The following is a 22,520-nucleotide window of genomic DNA, read 5'->3' as shown; positions in this document are numbered from 1 at the left end:
CCATGAGAGCCGATCTGGAAATCATCCAGGAATGGATTCCCGCCGGCAGCCGCGTGCTCGACCTCGGCTGCGGTGATGGCGAATTGCTGACCTGGCTGCGCGACAACAAGCAAGTCACCGGCTATGGCCTGGAAAACGACCCGGACAACATTGCCGAGTGCGTGGCCAAGGGCATCAATGTCATCGAGCAGGACCTGGACAAGGGCCTGGGCAACTTTGCCAGCAACAGCTTCGATATCGTGGTCATGACGCAGGCGCTGCAAGCGGTGCATTACCCGGACCGAATCCTCGACGAAATGCTGCGCGTGGGTCGCCAGTGCATCATCACCTTCCCGAACTTTGGCCACTGGCGCTGCCGCTGGTACCTGGCCAGCAAGGGCCGGATGCCGGTTTCCGATTTCCTGCCGTACACCTGGTACAACACGCCGAACATCCACTTCTGCACCTTCGGTGACTTTGAAGAGCTGTGTCGCGAACGTGAAGCCAAGGTCATTGATCGACTTGCCGTGGATCAACAGCATCGCCACGGGTGGGCCAGTAAGCTATGGCCTAATCTATTAGGTGAAATCGGTATCTACCGCGTCAGCAGCCCGGGGCTGCAAGACCACAAGATCGCGGTCTGAAACACGACATTTCCAGGAGAACGAACATGGGTCGTCTAGCGCTGTTTTTACTTACTGCCTGCCTGAGCGTGACTGCCATGGCCGCCGACGTCATCAAGGGCGACCGTCAGGAAACCTTTGGCGACGTGACGGTGCACTACAACACCTTCAACTCCACCTTCCTGACGCCGGACATCGCCAAAGCGGCCGAGCTGGTGCGCAGCAAGAACCAGGGTGTGATCAACGTGTCGGTGATCAAGGACGGCAAGCCGCTCATCGCCCAGGTCAACGGGACGGTCAAAGACCTCACCAGCCAAAGCGTTCCGCTGAAATTCAAGCAGATTACCGAGCAGGGTGCGGTCTACTACATCGCGCAATACCCGGTGGATCAGCAGGAAATTCGCACTTTCGAAATCAAGGTGCAGAACGGCGATAAAATCCACACCATCAATTTCAACCAAGAGCTTTTCCCCGGCGAATGATGAACTTCACGCAACTCGTATTGGCCAGCCACAACGCCGGCAAACTCAAGGAACTCCAGGCCATGCTCGGCGAGTCGGTGCAATTGCGCTCGATTGGCGAGTTCAGCACTGTCGAGCCTGATGAAACCGGGCTGTCGTTCGTCGAGAACGCCATTCTCAAGGCCCGCAATGCCGCGCGCATTTCCGGTCTGCCGTCGCTGGCCGATGATTCGGGCCTGGCGGTAGATTTCCTTGGCGGTGCGCCAGGTATCTATTCGGCGCGTTACGCTGACGGACAGGGCGATGCGGCGAACAACGCCAAGCTGCTCGACGCCATGAAAGACGTGCCTGACGCCGAACGCGGTGCGCAATTCGTCTGCGTGCTGGCGTTGGTGCGTCATGCGGATGATCCGCTGCCGATCCTCTGCGAAGGCCTGTGGCATGGCCGTATCCTGCGCGCCGCCAGCGGTGCGCACGGGTTTGGCTATGACCCGCTGTTCTGGGTGCCATCGCGTGATTGCTCCAGCGCCGAGCTGAGCCCGAGCGAAAAGAACCTCATCAGCCACCGCGCCCGTGCAATGGATCTGCTGCGCCAGCGTCTAGGCCTGATATGACTCATGAATCATCCGCGTCGCCGCTGATCTTCGGCGGCGCCGCGCAATCGCCTCGGGCCGCACTCCCCGTGCTGCCGCCCTTGGCGCTGTACATCCACATCCCGTGGTGTGTGCGCAAATGCCCTTACTGCGACTTCAACTCCCACACGGCGAGCCCTGTGCTGCCGGAACAGGAATACGTCGACGCACTGCTGGCCGACCTCGATCAGGACCTGCACGCCGTCTATGGCCGTGAACTGAGTTCGATCTTCTTCGGTGGCGGCACGCCGAGCCTGTTCAGCGCCGAGGCGTTGGGCCGTTTGCTTGAAGGTGTCGAGCAACGGATTCCGTTTGCCAGCGACATCGAAATAACCCTGGAAGCCAACCCGGGCACGTTCGAGCAGGACAAATTCGTGGCGTATCGGGCTCTCGGTATCAATCGCCTGTCGATCGGCATCCAAAGTTTTCAGGAAGAAAAACTCAAGGCTCTGGGGCGGATTCACAACGGTGATGAAGCGGTACGAGCCGCTGGCATGGCGCGTCAGGCCGGGTTCGACAACTTCAACCTGGACTTGATGCACGGGCTCCCCGATCAGTCCCTGGACGATGCGCTGGCCGACCTGCGTACCGCCATTGCCTTGAAACCCACTCACCTGTCCTGGTATCAGCTGACCCTGGAACCCAATACGGTGTTCTGGAACCAGCCGCCGACGCTGCCGGAAGACGACACGTTGTGGGACATCCAGGAAGCCGGTCAGGCACTGTTGGCCGAGCACGGTTACGCGCAATACGAAGTCTCGGCCTATGCGCAACCCGGCCGTGCAGCGCGGCATAACCTCAATTACTGGAGTTTTGGCGACTTCATCGGCATCGGTGCCGGCGCCCATGGCAAGCTCAGCCATCCGGACGGTCGCATCGTTCGTACCTGGAAGACCCGCTTGCCGAAGGACTACCTCAACCCGGCCAAAAGCTTCAAGGCAGGGGAAAAAGCGCTGACCAATGACGAGCTGCCATTCGAGTTCCTGATGAATGCCTTGCGCCTGACCGAGGGCGTGGAATCGCGGCTGTATCCGGAACGTACGGGTTTGTCCGTGGAAAGCCTTGCCGAAGGCCGGCTCGAGGCAGAACAAAGTGGCTTGTTACAGGTCGAACCGTCACGCCTGGCGGCCACCGAGCGCGGCCAGCTATTTCTCAATGACCTGCTGCAGAAATTTCTGAGCTGATTTCAGACTTAAGGGACAACGAATGGATTTGATACTCGACCTGCTTGCCACGGTGTCTCGCTGGAGCCGTAGCAACCTCTCGGAAATCGCCCTGGCGCTGGTGGGCTGTTTGCTGGTGTTGTTCGGTGCGGATTTCAAAGGCTGGGTTGAACAACGCCTGGGCAGCGTCGCCGGCGCCCTGCGCGTGCCGATGATGGCGTTGCTGTGCATGGTCGGCAGCGGCGCGGCATTGATCTACGCCACGCCGTGGATCGTCAAAGGCCTGAGCCAGTTCAACAACTACAGCCTGGCACCGGTGTTGGTGGTGGTGTTGGTGCTTATCGGTGTGGTCGCCGACCGACGCTGATTTTACGGAACATACAAAACAACTGTAGGAGTGACCTGCTCGCGATTGCGATCTGACAGTCAACGAAGATGTTGAATGTCAGATCGCAATCGCGAGCAGGCTCACTCCTACAGTTGGTATTGCGTAGGGCTCAGGACTGTTTTTCGAACTTCAAATCCCAAACGCCATGCCCAAGGCGTTCGCCGCGGCGTTCGAACTTGGTGATCGGGCGCTCGGTCGGACGCGGGACGCATTTGCCGTCTTCTGCCAGGTTGCGATAACCCGGTGCAACGTTCATCACTTCCAGCATGTACTCGGCGTACGGCTCCCAATCCGTGGCCATGTGCAGCACACCGCCAACCTTCAACTTGCTGCGTACCAGTTCGGCGAAAGACGCCTGAACGATACGACGCTTATGGTGACGGCTCTTGTGCCACGGGTCCGGGAAAAACAGCATCAGGCGATCGAGGCTGTTGTCCGCCACGCACTGGGTGAGTACTTCGATCGCATCGCAATCGTAAACGCGCAGATTGGTCAGCCCCTGAGTCAGCACGCCATTGAGCAGCGCACCGACACCCGGACGGTGAACCTCCACGCCAATGAAATCCTGTTCCGGCGAGGCTGCGGCCATTTCCAGCAGCGAATGGCCCATGCCGAAACCGATTTCCAGCGAGCGTGGTGCAGAGCGCCCAAACACCTGATCGAAGTCCACCGGGGCATCGGCCAGCGGCAGCACGAACAGCGGTGTGCCTTGCTCCAGACCTTTCTGCTGGCCTTCAGTCATGCGACCGGCGCGCATCACGAAACTCTTGATGCGGCGGTGTTGGCGCTCGTCGCCTTCTTCCGGCTGGATAGGCGTGTCGTTCGATTCAGTCATCAATGGCTCTTACTTGATCAGACCATCCAGCGGCGAAGAGGCGCTGGCATAGAGTTTTTTCGGCATGCGACCAGCGAGGTAGGCCAGACGGCCCGCGACGATGGCATGTTTCATGGCTTCAGCCATCATGATCGGCTGCTGGGCATGGGCGATGGCCGAGTTCATCAGCACCGCTTCACAACCCAGTTCCATGGCGATGGTGGCGTCCGAGGCGGTACCCACACCCGCATCCACCAACACGGGAATCCTGGCTTCTTCGAGGATGATCTGCAGGTTGTACGGATTGCAGATTCCCAGGCCCGTGCCGATCAGGCCGGCCAGCGGCATCACCGCGATAACGCCGATTTCCGCCAGTTGACGGGCAATGATCGGGTCATCGCTGGTGTAGACCATCACGTCGAAGCCTTCCTTGACCAGCACTTCGGCGGCCTTGAGGGTTTCGATCACGTTGGGGAACAGGGTTTTCTGATCCGCCAGCACTTCCAGTTTCACCAGGTTGTGCCCGCCGAGCAGCTCACGGGCCAGGCGGCAAGTGCGCACGGCCTCGGTAGCGTCGAAGCAACCGGCAGTATTAGGCAGGAAGGTGTAGCGATCCGGCGAAAGGACTTCGAGCAGGTTCGGTTCACCCGGATTCTGGCCAAGGTTGGTGCGACGCACGGCGAAGGTGACGATTTCGGCACCCGAGGCCTCGATGGCCAGACGGGTTTCTTCCATGTCGCGGTACTTGCCGGTGCCTACCAGCAAACGCGACTGGTAAGTACGACCGGCCAGGACGAAGGGCTTGTCGCTACGAACGTTGCTCATGGGAAATCCTCTGTTGGGGTGAGGTTCTTGCGAAATTCTGTGCCCTTGCGGACCCGGTGACTAGCCGCCGCCGATGGCGTGTACCACTTCGACTGAATCGCCGTCGTTGAGCGTGGTCTGTTCATGCTGGCTGCGCGGGACGATGTCCAGATTGAGTTCGACCGCCACCCGGCGTCCGGTCAATTCCAGACGGGTCAGCAGGGCCGCAACGGTTTCACCGTCGGGCAGGTCAAGGGATTCGCCGTTCAACTGAATGCGCATACTGAATGCCGCCATCATTTTTAGGGGCAGGCATTCTAGCCCGATCAGACTTGGCGACCCAAGCCATTCGTCTTGAAATGCTCCCCCCTGTTGGACCTACCGCTGACTGCGATCTTTTGATCCTGTTCTTTAAAGATCAGAAGATCGTCCGAGCGCGGCCCGGGTCTGCGGCAACTCCTGCGGGACAAGTTCAGGCTATTTGGCAATGTCCCGGATCAGCTCAACCTCCAGGCAGCGAGCCCGAGGCAGAACCAGCCGACCAGGAAGGCCAGGCCACCAAACGGCGTGATGATTCCTAGTTTGCTGACGCCCGTCATGGTCAACAGGTACAGGCTGCCGGAAAACAGCAGAATGCCGATGCAGAACGAGGCGCCTGCCCAGGTGATCAAGCGACCTGGAATCTGTGTGGCCAGCAAAGCCACGCCCAGCAACGCCAAGGTGTGCACCAGTTGATAGGTGACACCGGTGTGGAAAATCGCCAGGTACTCGGGCGTCAGCCGGTTTTTCAGGCCATGGGCCGCAAACGCCCCCAGGGCGACACCGGTGAAGCCGAAAAAAGCGGCCAGCATCAGAAAGCCACGCAGCATGAAGAACTCCAGTCATTCTCGATCAACAGGGTCTGTATAATGGCCCGCTCAATGGGTTCGGCCAAGCCATCTCTATGCTGCGTTTATTTCTACGACGATTTACCAAGGCCGTACTCTGGTTCGCGGGCGGCAGCGTATTGCTGGTGCTGATCTTTCGCGTCGTGCCGCCCCCCGGAACGGCTTTGATGGTCGAGCGCAAAGTCGAATCCTGGTTCGACGGCGAACCCATCGACCTGCAGCGCACCTGGAAACCCTGGGATGAAATCTCCGATGACCTGAAAGTGGCGGTCATTGCCGGTGAAGACCAGAAATTCCCGGAACACTGGGGGTTTGATTTTGGCGCGATCCAGAAAGCCCTTGCCCATAACGAGCTTGGCGGGTCTATTCGCGGTGCCAGCACCTTGAGTCAACAGGTGTCGAAAAATCTGTTCCTGTGGTCTGGCCGCAGCTGGCTGCGTAAAGGGCTCGAAGCCTGGTTTACCGGATTGATCGAAGTGCTCTGGCCCAAGCAGCGGATTCTTGAGGTTTACCTGAACAGCGTCGAATGGGATGAGGGCGTGTTTGGTGCGGAAGCCGCAGCCAGGCATCATTTTGGCGTCAGCGCCAAAGGCCTCAGCCGTCAGCAATCTAGCTTGCTGGCTGCCGTGTTGCCAAATCCTCGGGTGTGGAGCGCGAGCCATCCAACCAACTATGTTGCGCGGCGGGCAGGCTGGATTCGGCAGCAGATGAGCCAGCTGGGGGGCGATAGCTACCTGGTGGGGCTGAACGATTCCCGTCGGGCGCCTTGGGCGCAGTAATTCAGACACTGACTCCCCCACAGGGGGATTGTGTCGTACAAAACAAAAACGCCCCGATCAATGATCGGGGCGTTTTTTATTGCCGGTTCGCCGGTTAGGCAGCAATCGACAATTTGAGCTTGTTCATCGCGCTTTTCTCAAGCTGACGAATACGCTCGGCCGACACGTTGTACTTCTGCGCGAGGTCGTGCAGCGTGGCTTTCTCTTCAGCCAACCAGCGCTGATAGAGGATGTCACGGCTACGGTCGTCCAGCACTTCCAGCGCTTCGTGCAGGTTATGGTTGGAGTTGTCGCTCCAGTCGGCATCTTCCAGTTGACGAGCCGGATCGTACCGGTGGTCTTCCAGGTAGTTGGCCGGCGATTGGAAAGCACTGTCGTCGTCCGCTTCCGCAGCCGGGTCGAATGCCATGTCGTGGCCGGTCAGGCGACTTTCCATCTCACGCACTTCCCGCGGCTCTACCCCAAGGCTTTCCGCCACACGGTGGACTTCCTCGTTGTTCAGCCAAGCCAGACGTTTCTTCTGGCTGCGCAGGTTGAAGAACAGCTTGCGCTGAGCCTTGGTGGTCGCCACTTTCACAATGCGCCAGTTACGCAGGATGAACTCGTGGATTTCCGCCTTGATCCAGTGCACGGCAAAGGACACCAGGCGCACGCCCATTTCCGGGTTGAAGCGCTTCACGGCTTTCATCAAGCCGACATTGCCTTCCTGGATCAGGTCAGCCTGAGCCAAACCGTAGCCGGAATAGCTACGGGCGATATGCACAACAAAACGCAGGTGGGCGAGCACCATCTGCCGAGCCGCCCCCAAATCCTGCTCATAATAGAGACTCTCGGCCAGTTCACGCTCCTGCTCCGGCGTCAGCAATGGAATGCTGTTCACCGTGTGCACATAGGCTTCCAGGTTCGCGCCTGGGACTAGAGCATATGCAGGTTGCAAAGAATTGGTCATACGAAAAAACCTCCGACTTACAAACTCGTGCAGTTCAGCACTGCGAAAATTGACCGGAAACCGAAGAACAAGTTCCCATAAACGCTGAAAGGTCAATACGAGCAAAATGATATTACTTTGGCGCAAGCTCCCGCAGGTGGCGTGCGACTGCAATCCATGCACCGATATACCCCAACAGCACAGCGCCAAGCAAGAGAGACAGACCGTCGGCTACTGGCACTCCCGCCAGCGCAAAATTACTGCCGTACAAACCGGCCAGACCGACGACTGCATCGTTCAGCCAGTCCAGGCCGAACGCCAGAACGCCCCATGAAAAAATCCCCGCACCGAAGCCATACAACGCACCCATATACAGAAAAGGCCTGCGCACATAACTGTCAGTGCCGCCGACGAGTTTAATCACTTCTATCTCTGTGCGGCGGTTTTCAATATGAAGACGAATGGTATTGCCTATCACCAAAAGTAATGCAGAAACCAGAAGCACGGTCAGCCCGAAGACAAATCGGTCACCCAGCTTGAGAATCGCCGCCAAACGCTCGACCCAGACTAGATCAAGTTGCGCCTGCTGTACCTTCGGCAACTCGGAAAGTTTTTGTCTCAATGCTTCAAGCGCGGGCTTGTCGACTTCGTTGGGCGTCACCAGAACCACGCCCGGCAAGGGGTTTTCCGGTAGCTCCTTGAGCGCGTCACCCAGACCGGACTGCTGCTGGAACTCTTCCAGCGCCTGATCACGGCCAACGTATTCGGCCTCCGCGACACCGGGCATGCCCTTGATCTGCTCGCGCAGCGCTTCACCCTCGGTCGGGCTGGCGTCGAGTTGCAGGTACAGGGAAATCTGCGCTGCACGCTGCCAGGACCCGCCCAGCCGCTCCACGTTGCTTAGCAAAAGTGACAGGCCCATAGGCAAGCTGAGGGCAACCGCCATCACCATGCACGTAAAGAAGCTGCCGATCGGTTGCTTGCCCAATCGACGCAAGCTGTCCAGCAAGCTGGCACGGTGGCTCTCTACCCAGGCACGAAACAATGTCGCGAAATCCGGACCATCATCATCGTTACGTTTCTTCTTCTGCGGCTGCGGGTCGGCGGCCTTCGGGGCCACGCGCTCGGAAACCTTGGGGGTGCGTGTCGCACTCATACGCCGGCCTCCCCGTCGCCGATCAATCGGCCACGCTGCAGGGTCAGCATGCGATGACGCATGCGGGCGATCAGTGCCAGGTCGTGACTGGCGATCAACACGCTGGTACCCAGGCGGTTGATGTCTTCGAACACGCCCATAATCTCGGCCGCCAGACGCGGGTCGAGGTTACCGGTGGGTTCGTCCGCCAGCAGCAAGGCCGGACGGTGAACAATGGCACGGGCGATGCCCACCCGCTGCTGTTGGCCGGTAGACAGGTCACCCGGATACAGGTCGGTCTTGTCCGACAGCGCCACGCGCTCCAGAGCCGAATCCACACGCTTGACGATCTCGGCCTTGGACAGGCCCAGGATCTGCAATGGCAACGCGACGTTGTTGAACACCGTGCGATCGAACAGCAACTGGTGATTCTGGAACACCACCCCAATCTGCCGCCGCAGGAATGGAATCTGCGCATTGCTGATGGTGGCCAGATCTTGCCCGGCCAGCAGCAATTTACCTGTGGTCGGACGCTCCATGGCCAGCAACAGGCGCAACAGCGTGCTTTTACCGGCGCCGGAATGCCCGGTTACAAACAAGAATTCACCCCGACGGACTCGAAAGCTCAGCTCATGCAAGCCGACGTGACCGTTCGGGTAGCGCTTACCGACCTGTTCGAAACGAATCATGAACGCTCCCGCTCGGCAAACAGTGCCTGGACAAAGGGTTCTGCTTCAAAAGTACGCAAATCGTCGATGCCTTCACCGACGCCGATGTAGCGAATCGGTAAACCAAACTGCTTGGCCAGGGCAAAAATCACCCCGCCTTTAGCGGTGCCATCGAGCTTGGTCAGTGCCAGACCGGTCAATTCAACGGTCTGGTTGAACTGTTTAGCCTGGCTGATCGCGTTCTGACCCGTGCCAGCGTCGAGGACCAACAGCACCTCGTGGGGCGCATCAGCGTCGAGCTTGCTGATCACCCGACGAACCTTTTTCAGCTCTTCCATCAGATTGTCTTTGGTGTGCAGACGACCGGCGGTATCCGCGATCAGCACGTCGATGCCACGAGCCTTGGCGGCCTGCACGGCATCGAAGATAACCGAAGCGGAATCGGCACCGGTGTGCTGGGCGATGACCGGGATCTTGTTGCGCTCACCCCAGACCTGCAATTGCTCGACCGCCGCCGCACGGAAGGTGTCGCCTGCGGCGAGCATGACTTTCTTGCCTTCCAGCTGCAGTTTCTTGGCGAGTTTGCCGATGGTGGTGGTCTTGCCGGCGCCATTGACGCCGACAACCAGAATCACGAACGGCTTGTTCTGCGAGGCAATTTTCAGCGGCTGTTCGACAGGCTTCAGCATTGCAGCCAGTTCAGCCTGAAGGGATTTGTACAGCGCATCGGCATCAGCCAGTTCTTTGCGCGCAACCTTTTGGGTCAGGCGCTGGATGATCACCGAGGTGGCTTCCACGCCGACATCAGCGGTCAGCAAACGGGTTTCGATGTCTTCGAGCAACTCGTCATCGATGATTTTCTTGCCCAGGAACAGGCTGGCCATCCCCTCGCCGATACTGGCGCTGGTCTTCGACAGGCCTTGCTTGAGGCGGGCAAAGAAACCGGCTTTGGTTTCTTCAGTGCGCGCAGGTTCAGCTGGGGTTTCGACCGGTACGACAGGCACTTCAACAGCAGGAACCGGAGCAACGATCGGCGCAGGCTCAGGCGCTTGAACCACCGGAGCGGCGGGCGCAACGAACGCAGGGATGACAGGTTCCGGGGCAACAGGCGCAGGCTCGGCCACAACCAAAACAGGCTCGACGATTGGCTCAATCACTGGCGCCTGGACAGGCTCAGGCGTAAATGAAGTTGGCGCAGGGATCGGTGGCGTCACGTGCGGCGCCACATCATCCTCGACCAGCGCCACCGGCTCTTCCGCCACTGGCAGCGTCAGCCACGGTTCGGCAGCTGGCTTCGATGGCTCAGCCACCACTTCCGGCTCAGCCTCAACCACTGGCTGAAGTACCGGCTCGGCTATCGGCAGGACAATCGGCGCGGGCTCTTCTTCTATTAAAGGCGCAGGCGTTGGCTCAGGAATGGGCTGTGGCTGTTCGACGACGGGTTCCTGCGGCTTTTTGCGCAGCCATCCGAACAGGCTTTTCTTCTCACCAGCCGCAGCTGGGGTCTTCTTGTCGTCGTTGGAACCAAACATGGAGGACGGCTATCTCACGGTAGCGACGCGCCTAAGGGCGCCCCGGCAAATAAATATTCGATGCAGAACAGACTGCGATTGATCCAGCTTGTTCACGCGCAACATTTTGTCGAGGTGCCAACGGCACCTCAAAAGTCGACTAATACGAAGGACTGGAACGGCATCGTCGGCGAAAACGCAGAGTTTAGCTGACAAACTCAAAGTTCACGCCGCAAACCCAAGCAACCTGCTGACCGATCAAAGGCCTCATAGGCGTGGCCGCCAGTAAAACGGATCAGTATCCTAGCACCCTCTCGCCCGCTGACGCTAAGACCAAGCGGGCAGCCCAACAGGTTTAAAAACGAATGAATGCTCTAGCCCGCCGCGCTGCAGGCCTGCTGCTCAGCACAGTTTGTCTGCCACTTTCAGCCTTGGCTGCCGACCCGCAACCCACCCACGAATTCACCCTTGATAACGGCCTGAAGGTCGTTGTGCGCGAAGACCATCGTGCCCCCGTCGTGGTTTCCCAGGTCTGGTACAAGGTCGGCTCCAGCTACGAGACCCCAGGCCAGACCGGTTTGTCCCACGCCTTGGAACACATGATGTTCAAGGGCAGCGAAAAAGTCGGCCCCGGCGAAGCGTCGCTGATCCTGCGCGACCTCGGTGCCGAAGAGAATGCCTTCACCAGCGACGACTTCACCGCGTACTACCAGGTACTGGCCCGTGACCGTCTGGGCGTGGCGTTTGAGCTCGAAGCCGACCGCATGGCCAGCCTGCGCCTGCCGGCTGACGAGTTCGCCCGCGAAATCGAGGTCATTAAAGAAGAACGCCGCCTGCGCACTGACGACAAGCCGATGTCCAAGGCGTACGAGCGCTTCAAGGCCATGGCCTATCCGGCCAGCGGTTACCACACGCCGACCATCGGCTGGATGGCTGACCTGGACCGCATGAAAGTCGAAGAACTGCGCCACTGGTATCAATCCTGGTACGTGCCGAACAATGCCACCCTTGTGGTGGTCGGCGACGTGACCCCGGACGAAGTGAAAACCCTGGCCCAGCGCTATTTCGGCCCGATCGCCAAGCGCGACGTGCCGCCCGCTAAAATCCCGCTTGAGTTGGCAGAGCCCGGCGAACGGCAGATCACCCTGCACGTGCAGACTCAATTGCCGAGCCTGATGCTGGGCTTCAACGTACCGAGCATCGCTACTGCTGAAGACAAACGCTCGGTAAACGCCTTGCGCCTGATTTCAGCCCTGCTCGATGGCGGCTACAGCGGACGCATCCCGACTCAGCTGGAACGCGGCGAAGAGCTTGTGTCCGGTGGCGCGTCGAGTTACGACGCCTATACCCGTGGCGACAGCCTGTTCACCCTGTCGGCAACGCCCAACACTCAGAAAAACAAAACCATCGCCCAAGCCGAAGCCGGCTTGTGGAAACTGCTCGAACAGTTGAAAACCACCGCGCCAACTGCCGAAGAACTGGAACGCGTGCGCGCTCAAGTCATCGCCGGCCTGGTCTACGAGCGCGACTCGATCACCAGCCAGGCCACTGCCATCGGTCAATTGGAGACCGTGGGCCTGTCCTGGAAGCTGATGGACACGGAACTCGCCGACCTGGAAAGCGTGACCCCGCAAGATATCCAGAACGCCGCCAAGTTGTACTTCACACGCGAACGTCTCAGCGTCGCCCATGTACTGCCATTGGAGACGACTCATGAGTGAGCGTAAAAAACCACGCGTAGCCCTGATCGGCTTGATCGTTGTCGCCCTGATCGGGTCCGCCGTCGCCTACCTGTTCCGGCCCGACGAGTCGACCGCCAGCGAAGCCCTCGACAAAGCCAAATCCAGCCAAAAGCTGCAATCGCTAGCCGAACTCGACGGCAAAGCCCCAAGTCATCGCACACTCAACGTGCAAACCTGGAACACGGCGGAAGGCGCCAAGGTGATGTTCGTCGAAGCCCGCGAGCTGCCGATGTTCGACATGCGTCTGATCTTCGCCGCCGGCAGCAGCCAGGACGGCAACGCACCGGGCCTGGCGTTGCTGACCAACGCGATGCTTAACGAAGGTGTTGCGGGCAAGGATGTCGGCGCCATCGCCCAGGGCTTCGAAGGCCTGGGTGCAGATTTTGGCAACGGCGCGTTCAAGGACATGGCGCTCCTTTCGCTACGCAGCCTTAGCGCGACGGATAAACGAGAGCCTGCGCTTAAACTGTTCTCTGAAGTCGCGGGTCAACCGACCTTTCCGGCCGACTCCTTCGCGCGCATCAAGAACCAGATGCTCGCCGGCTTCGAATATCAGAAACAGAACCCCGGCAAACTGGCGAGCCTGGAGCTGATGAATCGCCTGTACGGCGATCACCCTTACGCGCACTCCAGCGACGGCACGGCGAAATCCATACCGGCTATCACGCTGGCGCAGCTCAAGGCGTTTCATGAGAAAGCCTATGCCGCCGGCAACGTCGTGATCGCATTGGTGGGGGACCTGTCCCGCGCGGAAGCCGAGGCCATTGCTTCGCAGGTTTCCAGCGCGCTGCCAAAAGGCCCGGCCCTGGCAAAAATCCCGCAACCGGCTGATCCGAAGGCCAGCGTTGGTCATATCGAATTCCCGTCCAAACAGACCAACCTGATGCTCGCGCAACTGGGCATCGACCGGGACGATCCGGACTATGCCGCACTGTCCATGGGCAACCAGATCCTCGGCGGCGGTGGCTTCGGCACCCGACTGATGAGCGAAGTGCGCGAGAAGCGCGGCCTGGCTTACGGTGTCTATTCGGGCTTCACCCCGATGCAGGCGCGCGGCCCGTTCATGATCAACCTGCAGACCCGCGCCGAGATGAGCGAAGGCACGCTGAAACTGGTACAGGACGTGCTCGCCGACTACCTTAAAACCGGTCCTACCGAAAAAGAACTCGACGACGCCAAGCGTGAACTGGCGGGCAGCTTCCCGCTGTCCACCGCCAGCAACGCCGATATCGTCGGGCAACTGGGTGCAATGGGCTTCTACAACCTGCCGTTGAACTACCTGGATGACTTCATGCGCGAGTCCCAGAGCCTGACGGTGGAACAGGTCAAAGCTGCACTGAACAAACACTTGAGCACGGACAAACTGGTCATCGTCAGCGCTGGCCCGACCGTGCCGCAAAAGCCGTTACCGGCCCCATCTGATAAACCTGCCGAGCAACCGCTCGGGGTTCCGGAGCATTAATGGCCACTCGTGCTAAAAAACCCGTACACAACGTGCACAACGGTGTGAACCAACTTCGTATCATTGGCGGTGAATGGGGCAGCCGCAAGCTGAGCTTCCCCGATGCGCCGGGCTTGCGTCCGACGCCTGACCGGGTGCGTGAAACCCTGTTCAACTGGCTCGCGCCCTATGTCGCTGGCGCCAAAGTGTTTGATCCGTTCGCCGGCAGTGGCGCGCTTTTTCTCGAAGCGTTGTCCCGTGGCGCAGCGATGGGCCAGGCCCTGGACGCCAGCAACATCGCGGTAGCGAGCATCAAGGAACACCTGGGCACCCTGCGCTGCACCACTGGCCAGATCCAGACGGCCGATGCCTTGCGCTATCTGGAAACCCAGACCGCGGTTGAATACGACCTGGTATTCCTGGATCCGCCGTTCAACCAGAATCTGCTGCCAACCGTCTGCACGCTGCTGGAAGAGCGCCAATGGCTGGCCAATGAAGCCTGGATCTACACCGAAAGCGAAAATGCGCCTTCTGCCCTGGGCCTGCCCGGTAACTGGCGCCTCCACCGGGAGCAAAAATCCGGGCGGGTGTACTACGCGTTGTGGCAACGTATGGCAGAGATCGCCGGTTAATCGACTGGCCTGAAAAAGGTGCGCACCTTGCTCAAGGCGCGCACCGCTGCATCGAGAACAATTGTGCCCCTTTCTTCAGAACGCTTTTCCCCCGCCTTCGGCCTTGGCAACCCGCACCTGCAGACCTTGTGGGGACCGCTATGGCGCAAAACCACACACATCACTCGGGAGCGTGAGCGCCTGTGGCTCGAGGATGGTGACTTCCTCGACCTGGACTGGCACGGCCCGCACAGTGCCGATGCGCCGTTGGTATTGGTGCTGCACGGTCTGACCGGTTCATCGAACTCGCCGTACGTGGCCGGCGTGCAAAAAGCGCTGGCGGCCCAAGGGTGGGCGAGCGTGGCGCTGAACTGGCGAGGCTGCTCGGGCGAACCGAATCTGCTACCGCGCAGCTATCACTCCGGCGCCAGCGAAGACCTGGCCGAAGCCATCAAGCACCTGCGAGCCAAACGGCCGCTGGCCCCCTTGTACGCGGTGGGTTACTCGTTGGGCGGTAATGTCCTGCTCAAGCATCTGGGTGAGACGGGCAGTGAAAGCGGGCTGCTCGGCGCGGTGGCGGTGTCCGTGCCTTTTCGTCTGGATCAGTGCGCCGACCGTATCGGCCAGGGATTCTCAAAGGTCTATCAGGCGCACTTCATGCGCGAGATGGTCGGCTACATCAAGAACAAGCAGCGCCAGTTTCAGCATGATGGCCGGGAGGATGGCATCGCAGCGTTAGCGGCCCTTGGTTCGCTGGAAAACATGCGCACCTTCTGGGATTTCGACGGTCGGGTGACCGCGCCACTGCATGGTTTCGTTGATGCCGAGGATTACTATCGCCGTGCTTCAAGCCGATATTTCCTGAGCGAAATTCGCACACCGACGTTGATCATTCAGGCGGCCGACGACCCCTTTGTGTTCCCGCACAGCCTGCCGCAAGCGGACGAATTGTCCGCATGCACTGAATTTGAATTGCAGGCCAAAGGTGGGCATGTCGGCTTTGTGGATGGCACGTTCCGGCGGCCGGGTTACTACCTGGAACGACGTATTCCGCAGTGGTTGGCCAACCATTGAAAGATCGCAGGCTGCGATCTTTTGATCTTCTACTCGCCTTTCGCAATGCCCCGCGCAGGCTCATTGATCCATTCGCTCCACGACCCTGCATACAACGCACCCAACGGATATCCCGCCAGGCTCAACGCAAACAGGTTATGGCAAGCCGTCACGCCAGAACCGCAATACGCCACCAACTCCACCGGCGAGCGCTCACCGAGCTTCGCGGCGAATCGCTGCTTGAGCTGATCGGCCGGCAGGAAACGCCCGTCGCTGTCCAGGTTGTCGGTGAACGCCGCACATTGCGCGCCAGGAATATGCCCAGCGACCGGATCGATCGGTTCCACCTCACCTTTGAATCGCGGCAACGCGCGGGCATCGAGCAACGTCAGCGATGGCTGGCCGAGACGCTGTTGAAGCTCTTCGGCGGTCAGGGTCAACGAATCGTCCGGCGCTCCAGTGAAGGTACCGCGCTTGTTATTGCAGGCATCCAGGCTCAGTGGCAGACCCGCCGCGTGCCAGGCTTTTAGCCCGCCATCCAGAATGAACACACCGTCACGTTTGCCCAGCCAGGCCAGCAACCACCAGGCGCGTGCCGCAAAGGCGCCGGGGCCATCGTCGTACAAAACCACGTCGCTGTCGGCATTGATGCCGAAGGATTGCAGCCGTTCGATCAGGTCTTCAGGCTCCGGCAACGGATGGCGCCCGGTCACGCCTTTGACCACCGTCCCACTCAAATCACGTTCCAGGTCGGCAAAACTCGACCCGGCAATATGCCCTTCGGCATAGCTGCGCTGACCGTAATCCGGGTCTTCAAGGGCGAAACGGCAATCCAGGATTACCAGCCCCGGCTGCTCCTTTTTCAGGTCCAACGCTTGCGGGCTGATCAACTGCGCAATAGGCATAACAGGCTCCTGTGATTAAAGCGGTTCTGATTCCGGTTGCACTTCTTCCAGCGCCTGACCCAGCGGCACGTAAAACTCCTCATACAACGCGTTGACCGCGTCGCGCGCCTCATCCGTGACAAAACCGGCTTCAAGCACCAACACCTGATACACGCCACGCTTGATGGCTTGCTCGCTCAAGTGATTGGAGTTTTCCCGCGTGGTGCACAGAAAACGCACCCACGACGTGAGGATGATCCAGGCATTCAGGGTCAGGGATTCGATCTGCACCTTGTCCATGCGCAGGATGCCGGCGTCGACGAAGGCGGCGTAGATGTGCGTGCCGTAAATCAGGCAGCGCTGGGAAAAGCGCCGATAACGGGCGGCCAGTTCCGGATCGCTGTCGAGCAAGTGCTCGAGGTCGCGGTGTAGAAACCGGTAGCGCCACATCGCCGCGAGCAGTTCCTTCAGATAGAAGCGCTTGTCTTCCACCGTCGAAGCACGGCCCTGAGGCGGACGCAGGAAGCTGTCCACCAGGCTTTCATACTCGCTGAACAGCACGGCGATAATCGCCTGCTTGTTAGGGAAGTGGTAGTACAGGTTGCCCGGAGAGATCTCCATGTGGGCGGCAATGTGATTGGTGCTGATGCTGCGTTCGCCTTGCTGATTGAACAGCTCCAGGCTGTTCTGCACGATGCGCTCGCTGGTTTTTATTCGAGGGGCCATGGCTTGAGCTTAAATTCAGAGTGCGATGAAGGGCATCTTACGACCTATCCACGATGGGATAAAACAAAGCTGCGCCAGGATGTCATTTGACTTTATAGAGCATAGACTCTAAAAAGTGTTTCAGTACAATAAAAATCCGGAGCTGGCCATGACCGCTGACATCGCTTACCTGCAAGACTTACAGCAGCCGCTGGATGAACTTCGAACCCTGTTCGACGCTCAGCGCGCCGCCTACGCAGCCAACCCGATGCCGCCGGCAGCCCAGCGCCAGCAATGGCTCAAAGCACTGCGGGACCTGTTGAGCGACGAACGCCAGGCACTGATCGACGCCATCAGCCAGGACTTCAGCCACCGCAGCGCCGATGAAACCCTGCTCGCCGAACTGATGCCAAGCCTGCATGGCATTCATTACGCCAGCCAGCACCTCAAAGGCTGGATGAAAGCCTCGCGGCGAAAAGTCGGGGTTGCCTTTCAGCCCGCATCGGCCAAAGTCGTTTATCAACCGCTGGGCGTGGTCGGTGTGATCGTGCCGTGGAACTACCCGCTGTACCTGGCCATCGGGCCACTGGTGGGGGCGCTGTCGGCAGGCAATCGGGTGATGCTCAAGCTGAGCGAATCGACACCCGCCACCGGATTACTGCTCAAGGAACTGCTGGGCCGGATTTTTCCACAGGACCTGGTGGGCGTCGTGCTGGGCGAGGCTGACGTCGGCGTGGCGTTCTCCCGGCTACCTTTTGATCACCTGTTGTTCACTGGTTCCACCAGCATCGGCAAACATGTGATGCGTGCGGCGTCGGAAAACCTGACGCCCGTGACCCTGGAACTGGGCGGCAAATCCCCGGCTATCGTTTCCCACGACGTCCCGCTCAAGGACGCTGCGGAACGCATCGCTTTCGGCAAAACCCTCAATGCCGGACAAACCTGCGTGGCCCCGGACTATGTATTGGTACCGGAAGCGCGCGTCGGGGCGTTCGTCGAAGCTTATCGTCAGGCAGTGCGTGGGTTCTATCCGACACTGACCGACAACCCGGACTACACCGCGATTATCAATGACCGACAGCTGGCCAGGCTCAACGGCTACATCAGCGATGCCACCAGCAAGGGTGCGCTGCTGATTCCGTTGTTCGACCAGGGTCAGGCGCGCCGCATGAGTCATAGCTTGCTGCTTAACGTCAGCGACGACATGACCGTGATGCAGGACGAGATCTTCGGTCCGTTGCTGCCGGTTGTGCCTTACACCGACCTTGATGAAGCCTTTGCCTACATCAACCAGCGCCCGCGCCCACTGGCGCTTTACTACTTCGGCTACAACAAGCGCGAACAGAATCGCGTGCTCCACGAAACCCATTCCGGCGGTGTCTGCTTGAACGACACGTTGCTGCATGTCGCCCAGGACGATATGCCGTTCGGCGGGATTGGCGCTTCCGGGATGGGGCACTACCACGGCCACGAGGGTTTCCTGACCTTCAGCAAAGCCAAGGGTGTGCTGATCAAACAGCGCTTCAACGCGGCGAAGCTGATTTATCCGCCGTACGGAAAAGCCATTCAGAAACTGATCCAGAAATTGTTTATTCGCTAACGATCATCACCGCCGGGTAATAAAAACAATGAGCCCCAGCCTTTCCGATACACCCGCCCTGTCACGACGCGGGCTGCTTAAATTCAGCCTGGGCGCCAGCGCCTTTCTGGCTACGGCTGGATTGGGCGCGAGCCTCAGCGGCTGCTCCTCAAGCACCCCCGCCAGCGGTTTCGTCATATTGCGTCGCGGTGACCTGCTGTTTTTACGGGCGCTGATCCCGGTGATGCTCGACGGCGCGGTAGCCGCCGAACACATGCCAGCCGCCGTCGATAGCACCCTCAAGACCCTGGATAACGGCCTGAATCACCTGTCGCCGGAAATGCTCAAGTTGACTCAGCAGCTGTTCGATGTGCTCGGAATGTCGGTCACTCGCGGACCGCTGACCGGGATCTGGGGAAGTTGGGAAAACGCCAGCGCAGATGAGATTCGGCAGTTTCTCCATCGCTGGGAAAACAGTTCTTTAAGCCTGTTGCGCATGGGGCACAGCTCGCTGCTGCAATTGGTGATGATGGCCTGGTACAGCCGGCGGGAATCCTGGGCGCATTGCGGGTATCCAGGACCGCCTGCCGTTTGAAACCGAGGCGACCCCATCGCGGGCTTGGTCTGGGCGGCATTCCGACGATAGCGTCAGCCGCCACACCACCGAACTTAAAATAATAACGAGAACCTGAACATGCCCGTACCCGATCCGTTCCGTGAAGGCCTGGCCCGCGGCTGGAAAACCTACAACGGCGCGCAACTGACCCAGGACCTGACCCTCGAAGCCGACGTGGCGATCATCGGCAGCGGCGCGGGCGGCGGCACCACCGCAGAAATCCTCAGCGCTGCAGGCTACAAGGTATTGCTCATCGAAGAAGGCCCGCTCAAGACCAGCAGCGACTTCAAAATGCTCGAAGACCAGGCCTACACCAGCCTTTATCAGGAAGGTATCGGTCGCATGAGCAAGGACGGCGCCATCACCATCCTTCAGGGCCGCGCAGTCGGTGGCACCACGCTGATCAACTGGACATCGAGTTTCCGCACCCCTGCCCCGACGCTCGACCACTGGGCCAAGGAACACGACGTCAAAGGCCATAGCCCGGCCGAGATGGCCCCGTGGTTTGAAAAAATGGAGCAGCGCCTGGGGGTTGCCCCGTGGATGGTGCCACCCAACGCCAACAATGACGTGATACGCAAAGGCTGCGAAAAACTCGGCTACGCCTGGCATGTGATCCCGCGAAATGTGCGTGGCTGCTGGAACCTCGGTTACTGCGGCATGGGCTGCCCCACCAATGCCAAACAATCGATGCTGGTGACGACCATTCCCGCGACCCTCGAAAAAGGTGGGGAACTGCTGTATCTCGCCCGCGCAGAGAAACTGTCGATCAAGGATGGCAAAGTCACCGGCCTCACGTGCGTCGCGATGGATGATCGTTGCGTCGCGCCAACCGGCAAAACCATCACGGTCAAGGCCCGGCATTACGTGTTGGCCGGCGGCGGAATCAACAGCCCCGCCCTACTGCTGCGCTCAGACGTACCCGATCCCCACAAGCGTTTGGGCAAACGCACCTTCCTGCATCTGGTCAACATGTCCGCCGGGTTGTTTGACGAGGTGATCAACCCGTTCTACGGCGCGCCGCAGTCAATTTACTCCGACCATTTCCAGTGGCCGGACGGCGCCACCGGCAAGATGTCCTACAAACTCGAAGTACCGCCATTGCACCCGGCGCTGGCCGCCACCCTGCTCGGTGGCTTGGGCAAGGAAAGCGCGCAACACATGGAAAACCTGCCGCACACCCACGCCATGCTCGCACTGCTGCGCGATGGCTTTCACCCGGACAGCCCCGGGGGCAGCGTCGAACTGCGCGGTGACGACACGCCGGTGCTCGACTACCAGGTTTCAGCCTATGCCTGGGACGGGTTACGCCGGGCATTCCATAGCATGGCCGAGATCCAGTTTGCCGGTGGCGCCAAGGCCGTCATGCCCATGCACGCCGACGCTCGCTACGTGAAAACCCTGGCCGAAGCGCGCACGCTGATCGACAGCTTGAGCCTTGAGCTGTATCGCACGCGATTGGGCAGCGCCCATGTGATGGGCGGTTGCGCCATGGGCGAAGACCCGAAAAACGCCGTGACCGACAGCCTGGGTCGTCATCACCAGATCAGCAATCTGTCGATCCATGACGGTTCGCTATTCCCCACCAGCATTGGCGCAAACCCGCAGTTATCGGTCTACGGGTTGACGGCGCAATTGGCGACTTCATTGGCGGATCGTTTAAAAAACCCATGAAAACGAGGAATATTCCCATCGTCTATAGTGCTTTCTTACCGAACAGGCGACTTGGCCGACCGGGAATGCTGCGATACCATCCGACTCCCCAACGGACTCCCGCCAGGACGACGCGATGAACCGAGTGTTGTACCCAGGTACCTTCGACCCTATTACCAAGGGCCATGGCGATCTGGTCGAACGCGCCTCGCGCCTGTTCGATCACGTGATCATTGCCGTCGCTGCCAGCCCGAAGAAAAACCCGTTGTTTCCCCTGGAACAACGTGTGGAGCTGGCCCGCGAGGTCACCAAACATCTGCCGAACGTTGAAGTTGTCGGCTTTTCGACGCTCTTGGCGCATTTTGCCAAAGAGAAGAACGCCAACGTCTTCCTGCGTGGTTTGCGCGCGGTGTCGGACTTCGAATACGAGTTCCAGCTGGCCAACATGAACCGCCAACTGGCTCCGGATGTGGAAAGTCTTTTCCTTACACCGTCCGAGCGTTATTCGTTTATTTCCTCGACGCTGGTCCGTGAAATCGCAGCGCTCGGTGGCGACATCACCAAGTTTGTGCACCCCGCCGTCGCGGATGCCCTGACCGAACGCTTCAAGAAGTAACGACCGCTCAAGCGGCGCCCGCGTGCACTACGGGCGCCAATGCGGCACAATTGCGCGCATTGGTTTATAGCGCCCGGGCTGTCCGCCCTGGCTGGAGTTAGCATGTCCCTGATCATCACCGACGATTGCATCAACTGCGACGTCTGCGAACCCGAGTGCCCGAACGCCGCCATTTCCCAAGGCGAAGAGATCTATGTGATCGATCCGAACCTGTGCACGCAGTGCGTCGGCCACTACGACGAACCTCAATGCCAGCAAGTCTGCCCGGTGGATTGCATTCCACTGGATGAGGCGCATCCGGAGACTGAAGAACAGTTGATGGAGAAGTATCGGGTAATTACCGGTAAGGCCTGAATATTACGGCGTCTGTCCTGACGCCATCGCGAGCAGGCTCGCTTCCACAGGGTCTCGCGGACGACGCAGATCAAGTGTAGGAGTGAGCCTGCTCGCGATGGGGCCATCAGGTACACCGCTGAGGTAACTGAAGTCACTCCCGCTGCTCGAACCCCTCCCCGATACACCCCAGACACCGCACAAACGCCGCCTTAGCCGGATCAACCACCAGCGCCTGCCCCGCATCGCCAATCCCGCCACCCAGCGCGGTGAACGGCAACGACAGCACAAACGCTCCTGCACCGATGACCGTCGCCACAACCAGCAAAGGCCGGGCGATCAGCAAGTCACCGATCATGGCGTAAGCCGGGGGATTCTGGATGGTGTAACGGGGGTCACCGCTGCCGCTACTGTCCGCCAGCACCGGCGCGGCGATGCTCAGCAGTAAAACGACGGCAAGGGTTCGAAACGAATTCATGGCACGGTCCTTCGGCTAGGCAGTGAGAACTGTGACT

At 59.6% G+C, this 22,520-nt stretch carries 26 protein-coding genes; 15 read left to right on the top strand and 11 right to left on the bottom strand.

The genetic code is table 11. From position 1 onward, the window contains the following. The first annotated feature begins 2 nt into the window (after nucleotides 1-2). From metW to H7698_RS07680, 5 genes are read left to right on the top strand one after another with little or no spacing between them, the layout of a single operon-like run. A complete protein-coding gene (metW, locus tag H7698_RS07700) occupies nucleotides 3-623 on the top strand; it encodes a methionine biosynthesis protein MetW (protein WP_045059822.1) in 621 nt (206 codons plus the stop codon). 26 nt (nucleotides 624-649) lie between these two features. Continuing rightward, the gene (locus tag H7698_RS07695; RefSeq protein WP_194691027.1) at nucleotides 650-1,084 is read left to right on the top strand and encodes a DUF4426 domain-containing protein; all 435 of its coding nucleotides are present in this window, start codon (nucleotides 650-652) and stop codon (nucleotides 1,082-1,084) included. Further along, complete coding sequence (rdgB, locus tag H7698_RS07690) at nucleotides 1,081-1,677, top strand: RdgB/HAM1 family non-canonical purine NTP pyrophosphatase (RefSeq protein WP_162439360.1); 597 nt, start codon at nucleotides 1,081-1,083, stop codon at nucleotides 1,675-1,677. The genes H7698_RS07695 and rdgB overlap by 4 nt, the downstream gene beginning before the upstream one ends. Then, complete coding sequence (hemW, locus tag H7698_RS07685) at nucleotides 1,674-2,879, top strand: radical SAM family heme chaperone HemW (RefSeq protein WP_235992758.1); 1,206 nt, start codon at nucleotides 1,674-1,676, stop codon at nucleotides 2,877-2,879. Before rdgB ends, hemW begins: the two co-directional genes overlap by 4 nt. A gap of 22 nt (nucleotides 2,880-2,901) precedes the next feature. Continuing rightward, complete coding sequence (locus H7698_RS07680) at nucleotides 2,902-3,225, top strand: DUF3392 domain-containing protein (RefSeq protein ID WP_162439361.1); 324 nt, start codon at nucleotides 2,902-2,904, stop codon at nucleotides 3,223-3,225. Nucleotides 3,226-3,355: 130 nt separating this feature from the next. Here the strand turns inward: H7698_RS07680 and trmB are convergent, their stop codons facing one another. From trmB to H7698_RS07660, 4 genes are all read right to left on the bottom strand, one after another. After that, nucleotides 3,356-4,081: a tRNA (guanosine(46)-N7)-methyltransferase TrmB gene (gene trmB / locus H7698_RS07675; protein WP_162439362.1), complete on the bottom strand. Its 726-nt coding sequence runs from the start codon at nucleotides 4,079-4,081 to the stop codon at nucleotides 3,356-3,358. 9 nt (nucleotides 4,082-4,090) lie between these two features. Next, nucleotides 4,091-4,885, bottom strand: a complete 795-nt coding sequence (locus H7698_RS07670) for a thiazole synthase (protein ID WP_162439363.1) — start codon at nucleotides 4,883-4,885, stop codon at nucleotides 4,091-4,093. 60 nt (nucleotides 4,886-4,945) lie between these two features. Then, nucleotides 4,946-5,146 (bottom strand): sulfur carrier protein ThiS, encoded by a 201-nt coding sequence (gene thiS, locus H7698_RS07665; RefSeq protein WP_162439364.1) that lies wholly within the window; start codon nucleotides 5,144-5,146, stop codon nucleotides 4,946-4,948. A 215-nt stretch (nucleotides 5,147-5,361) separates the two neighbouring features. Then, nucleotides 5,362-5,733: a DUF423 domain-containing protein gene (locus H7698_RS07660; RefSeq protein WP_162439365.1), complete on the bottom strand. Its 372-nt coding sequence runs from the start codon at nucleotides 5,731-5,733 to the stop codon at nucleotides 5,362-5,364. Nucleotides 5,734-5,807: 74 nt separating this feature from the next. On the opposite strand from H7698_RS07660, the gene mtgA reads away from it, so the two are divergent. Beyond that, nucleotides 5,808-6,530 carry a monofunctional biosynthetic peptidoglycan transglycosylase gene (gene mtgA, locus H7698_RS07655; RefSeq protein WP_162439366.1) on the top strand — a complete coding sequence of 241 codons (723 nt, stop codon included), beginning with the start codon at nucleotides 5,808-5,810 and terminating at the stop codon, nucleotides 6,528-6,530. Nucleotides 6,531-6,624: 94 nt separating this feature from the next. Here mtgA and rpoH read toward each other — a convergent pair whose 3' ends face one another. The 4 genes from rpoH to ftsY all read right to left on the bottom strand — a co-directional run bounded on the left by rpoH (nucleotide 6,625) and on the right by ftsY (nucleotide 10,793). After that, nucleotides 6,625-7,479: an RNA polymerase sigma factor RpoH gene (gene rpoH / locus H7698_RS07650; protein ID WP_007897890.1), complete on the bottom strand. Its 855-nt coding sequence runs from the start codon at nucleotides 7,477-7,479 to the stop codon at nucleotides 6,625-6,627. Between the two features lie 112 nt (nucleotides 7,480-7,591). Next, nucleotides 7,592-8,614 (bottom strand): permease-like cell division protein FtsX, encoded by a 1,023-nt coding sequence (gene ftsX / locus H7698_RS07645; protein WP_194691026.1) that lies wholly within the window; start codon nucleotides 8,612-8,614, stop codon nucleotides 7,592-7,594. Next, nucleotides 8,611-9,282: a cell division ATP-binding protein FtsE gene (gene ftsE, locus H7698_RS07640; protein WP_095164552.1), complete on the bottom strand. Its 672-nt coding sequence runs from the start codon at nucleotides 9,280-9,282 to the stop codon at nucleotides 8,611-8,613. The genes ftsX and ftsE overlap by 4 nt, the downstream gene beginning before the upstream one ends. Then, a complete protein-coding gene (ftsY, locus tag H7698_RS07635; RefSeq protein WP_194691025.1) occupies nucleotides 9,279-10,793 on the bottom strand; it encodes a signal recognition particle-docking protein FtsY in 1,515 nt (504 codons plus the stop codon). Before ftsY ends, ftsE begins: the two co-directional genes overlap by 4 nt. Before the next feature lie 344 nt (nucleotides 10,794-11,137). Between ftsY and H7698_RS07630 the strand changes: the two genes are divergently transcribed. The 4 genes from H7698_RS07630 to H7698_RS07615 all read left to right on the top strand — a co-directional run bounded on the left by H7698_RS07630 (nucleotide 11,138) and on the right by H7698_RS07615 (nucleotide 15,640). Further along, nucleotides 11,138-12,493: a M16 family metallopeptidase gene (locus tag H7698_RS07630; RefSeq protein WP_162439369.1), complete on the top strand. Its 1,356-nt coding sequence runs from the start codon at nucleotides 11,138-11,140 to the stop codon at nucleotides 12,491-12,493. After that, on the top strand, nucleotides 12,486-13,976 hold the full coding sequence (locus H7698_RS07625; protein ID WP_194691024.1) for a M16 family metallopeptidase: 1,491 nt from the start codon (nucleotides 12,486-12,488) through the stop codon (nucleotides 13,974-13,976). The genes H7698_RS07630 and H7698_RS07625 overlap by 8 nt, the downstream gene beginning before the upstream one ends. After that, a complete protein-coding gene (gene rsmD, locus H7698_RS07620) occupies nucleotides 13,976-14,587 on the top strand; it encodes a 16S rRNA (guanine(966)-N(2))-methyltransferase RsmD (RefSeq protein WP_162439371.1) in 612 nt (203 codons plus the stop codon). The genes H7698_RS07625 and rsmD overlap by 1 nt, the downstream gene beginning before the upstream one ends. A gap of 63 nt (nucleotides 14,588-14,650) precedes the next feature. Then, nucleotides 14,651-15,640, top strand: coding sequence for a hydrolase (locus H7698_RS07615; RefSeq protein WP_194691023.1), 990 nt, complete (start codon nucleotides 14,651-14,653; stop codon nucleotides 15,638-15,640). Nucleotides 15,641-15,669: 29 nt separating this feature from the next. Here H7698_RS07615 and H7698_RS07610 read toward each other — a convergent pair whose 3' ends face one another. Further along, nucleotides 15,670-16,524, bottom strand: a complete 855-nt coding sequence (locus H7698_RS07610; RefSeq protein ID WP_194691022.1) for a sulfurtransferase — start codon at nucleotides 16,522-16,524, stop codon at nucleotides 15,670-15,672. A gap of 15 nt (nucleotides 16,525-16,539) precedes the next feature. Next, the gene (locus tag H7698_RS07605; RefSeq protein WP_162439374.1) at nucleotides 16,540-17,229 is read right to left on the bottom strand and encodes a TetR/AcrR family transcriptional regulator; all 690 of its coding nucleotides are present in this window, start codon (nucleotides 17,227-17,229) and stop codon (nucleotides 16,540-16,542) included. A gap of 148 nt (nucleotides 17,230-17,377) precedes the next feature. Between H7698_RS07605 and H7698_RS07600 the strand changes: the two genes are divergently transcribed. The 5 genes from H7698_RS07600 to H7698_RS07580 all read left to right on the top strand — a co-directional run bounded on the left by H7698_RS07600 (nucleotide 17,378) and on the right by H7698_RS07580 (nucleotide 22,026). Then, the gene (locus H7698_RS07600; RefSeq protein ID WP_194691021.1) at nucleotides 17,378-18,808 is read left to right on the top strand and encodes a coniferyl aldehyde dehydrogenase; all 1,431 of its coding nucleotides are present in this window, start codon (nucleotides 17,378-17,380) and stop codon (nucleotides 18,806-18,808) included. A 28-nt stretch (nucleotides 18,809-18,836) separates the two neighbouring features. Beyond that, on the top strand, nucleotides 18,837-19,382 hold the full coding sequence (locus tag H7698_RS07595) for a twin-arginine translocation pathway signal protein (protein ID WP_194691020.1): 546 nt from the start codon (nucleotides 18,837-18,839) through the stop codon (nucleotides 19,380-19,382). Between the two features lie 99 nt (nucleotides 19,383-19,481). Further along, on the top strand, nucleotides 19,482-21,077 hold the full coding sequence (locus H7698_RS07590; protein WP_194691019.1) for a GMC family oxidoreductase: 1,596 nt from the start codon (nucleotides 19,482-19,484) through the stop codon (nucleotides 21,075-21,077). Between the two features lie 115 nt (nucleotides 21,078-21,192). Continuing rightward, a complete protein-coding gene (coaD, locus tag H7698_RS07585; RefSeq protein WP_045059801.1) occupies nucleotides 21,193-21,672 on the top strand; it encodes a pantetheine-phosphate adenylyltransferase in 480 nt (159 codons plus the stop codon). A gap of 102 nt (nucleotides 21,673-21,774) precedes the next feature. Continuing rightward, nucleotides 21,775-22,026: a YfhL family 4Fe-4S dicluster ferredoxin gene (locus H7698_RS07580; RefSeq protein ID WP_162439378.1), complete on the top strand. Its 252-nt coding sequence runs from the start codon at nucleotides 21,775-21,777 to the stop codon at nucleotides 22,024-22,026. A 133-nt stretch (nucleotides 22,027-22,159) separates the two neighbouring features. On the opposite strand, the gene H7698_RS07575 is transcribed toward H7698_RS07580, so the two are convergent. Then, nucleotides 22,160-22,483: a multidrug transporter gene (locus H7698_RS07575; RefSeq protein ID WP_162439379.1), complete on the bottom strand. Its 324-nt coding sequence runs from the start codon at nucleotides 22,481-22,483 to the stop codon at nucleotides 22,160-22,162. Between the last annotated feature and the right edge of the window lie 37 nt (nucleotides 22,484-22,520).

Source organism: Pseudomonas sp. p50(2008) (assembly GCF_015351605.1).
Taxonomy (GTDB): domain Bacteria; phylum Pseudomonadota; class Gammaproteobacteria; order Pseudomonadales; family Pseudomonadaceae; genus Aquipseudomonas.
The sequence above is the reverse complement of the archived record's forward strand: the minus strand, read 5'-3'. Positions and strand labels throughout refer to the sequence as shown.

What these genes read in the sequence shown, in the direction of transcription:
- H7698_RS07595 (WP_194691020.1), top strand. Translation starts at nt 18,837, where the DNA reads ATGAGCCCCAGCCTTTCCGATACACCCGCCCTGTCACGACGCGGGCTG.
- H7698_RS07670 (WP_162439363.1), bottom strand. Translation starts at nt 4,885, where the DNA reads ATGAGCAACGTTCGTAGCGACAAGCCCTTCGTCCTGGCCGGTCGTACT.
- H7698_RS07695 (WP_194691027.1), top strand. Translation starts at nt 650, where the DNA reads ATGGGTCGTCTAGCGCTGTTTTTACTTACTGCCTGCCTGAGCGTGACT.
- H7698_RS07590 (WP_194691019.1), top strand. Translation starts at nt 19,482, where the DNA reads ATGCCCGTACCCGATCCGTTCCGTGAAGGCCTGGCCCGCGGCTGGAAA.
- metW (WP_045059822.1), top strand. Translation starts at nt 3, where the DNA reads ATGAGAGCCGATCTGGAAATCATCCAGGAATGGATTCCCGCCGGCAGC.
- H7698_RS07575 (WP_162439379.1), bottom strand. Translation starts at nt 22,483, where the DNA reads ATGAATTCGTTTCGAACCCTTGCCGTCGTTTTACTGCTGAGCATCGCC.
- coaD (WP_045059801.1), top strand. Translation starts at nt 21,193, where the DNA reads ATGAACCGAGTGTTGTACCCAGGTACCTTCGACCCTATTACCAAGGGC.
- mtgA (WP_162439366.1), top strand. Translation starts at nt 5,808, where the DNA reads ATGCTGCGTTTATTTCTACGACGATTTACCAAGGCCGTACTCTGGTTC.
- ftsY (WP_194691025.1), bottom strand. Translation starts at nt 10,793, where the DNA reads ATGTTTGGTTCCAACGACGACAAGAAGACCCCAGCTGCGGCTGGTGAG.
- hemW (WP_235992758.1), top strand. Translation starts at nt 1,674, where the DNA reads ATGACTCATGAATCATCCGCGTCGCCGCTGATCTTCGGCGGCGCCGCG.
- H7698_RS07630 (WP_162439369.1), top strand. Translation starts at nt 11,138, where the DNA reads ATGAATGCTCTAGCCCGCCGCGCTGCAGGCCTGCTGCTCAGCACAGTT.
- H7698_RS07680 (WP_162439361.1), top strand. Translation starts at nt 2,902, where the DNA reads ATGGATTTGATACTCGACCTGCTTGCCACGGTGTCTCGCTGGAGCCGT.
- H7698_RS07600 (WP_194691021.1), top strand. Translation starts at nt 17,378, where the DNA reads ATGACCGCTGACATCGCTTACCTGCAAGACTTACAGCAGCCGCTGGAT.
- ftsX (WP_194691026.1), bottom strand. Translation starts at nt 8,614, where the DNA reads ATGAGTGCGACACGCACCCCCAAGGTTTCCGAGCGCGTGGCCCCGAAG.
- ftsE (WP_095164552.1), bottom strand. Translation starts at nt 9,282, where the DNA reads ATGATTCGTTTCGAACAGGTCGGTAAGCGCTACCCGAACGGTCACGTC.
- H7698_RS07580 (WP_162439378.1), top strand. Translation starts at nt 21,775, where the DNA reads ATGTCCCTGATCATCACCGACGATTGCATCAACTGCGACGTCTGCGAA.
- rsmD (WP_162439371.1), top strand. Translation starts at nt 13,976, where the DNA reads ATGGCCACTCGTGCTAAAAAACCCGTACACAACGTGCACAACGGTGTG.
- trmB (WP_162439362.1), bottom strand. Translation starts at nt 4,081, where the DNA reads ATGACTGAATCGAACGACACGCCTATCCAGCCGGAAGAAGGCGACGAG.
- H7698_RS07605 (WP_162439374.1), bottom strand. Translation starts at nt 17,229, where the DNA reads ATGGCCCCTCGAATAAAAACCAGCGAGCGCATCGTGCAGAACAGCCTG.
- H7698_RS07610 (WP_194691022.1), bottom strand. Translation starts at nt 16,524, where the DNA reads ATGCCTATTGCGCAGTTGATCAGCCCGCAAGCGTTGGACCTGAAAAAG.
- H7698_RS07625 (WP_194691024.1), top strand. Translation starts at nt 12,486, where the DNA reads ATGAGTGAGCGTAAAAAACCACGCGTAGCCCTGATCGGCTTGATCGTT.
- H7698_RS07660 (WP_162439365.1), bottom strand. Translation starts at nt 5,733, where the DNA reads ATGCTGCGTGGCTTTCTGATGCTGGCCGCTTTTTTCGGCTTCACCGGT.
- rpoH (WP_007897890.1), bottom strand. Translation starts at nt 7,479, where the DNA reads ATGACCAATTCTTTGCAACCTGCATATGCTCTAGTCCCAGGCGCGAAC.
- thiS (WP_162439364.1), bottom strand. Translation starts at nt 5,146, where the DNA reads ATGCGCATTCAGTTGAACGGCGAATCCCTTGACCTGCCCGACGGTGAA.
- rdgB (WP_162439360.1), top strand. Translation starts at nt 1,081, where the DNA reads ATGATGAACTTCACGCAACTCGTATTGGCCAGCCACAACGCCGGCAAA.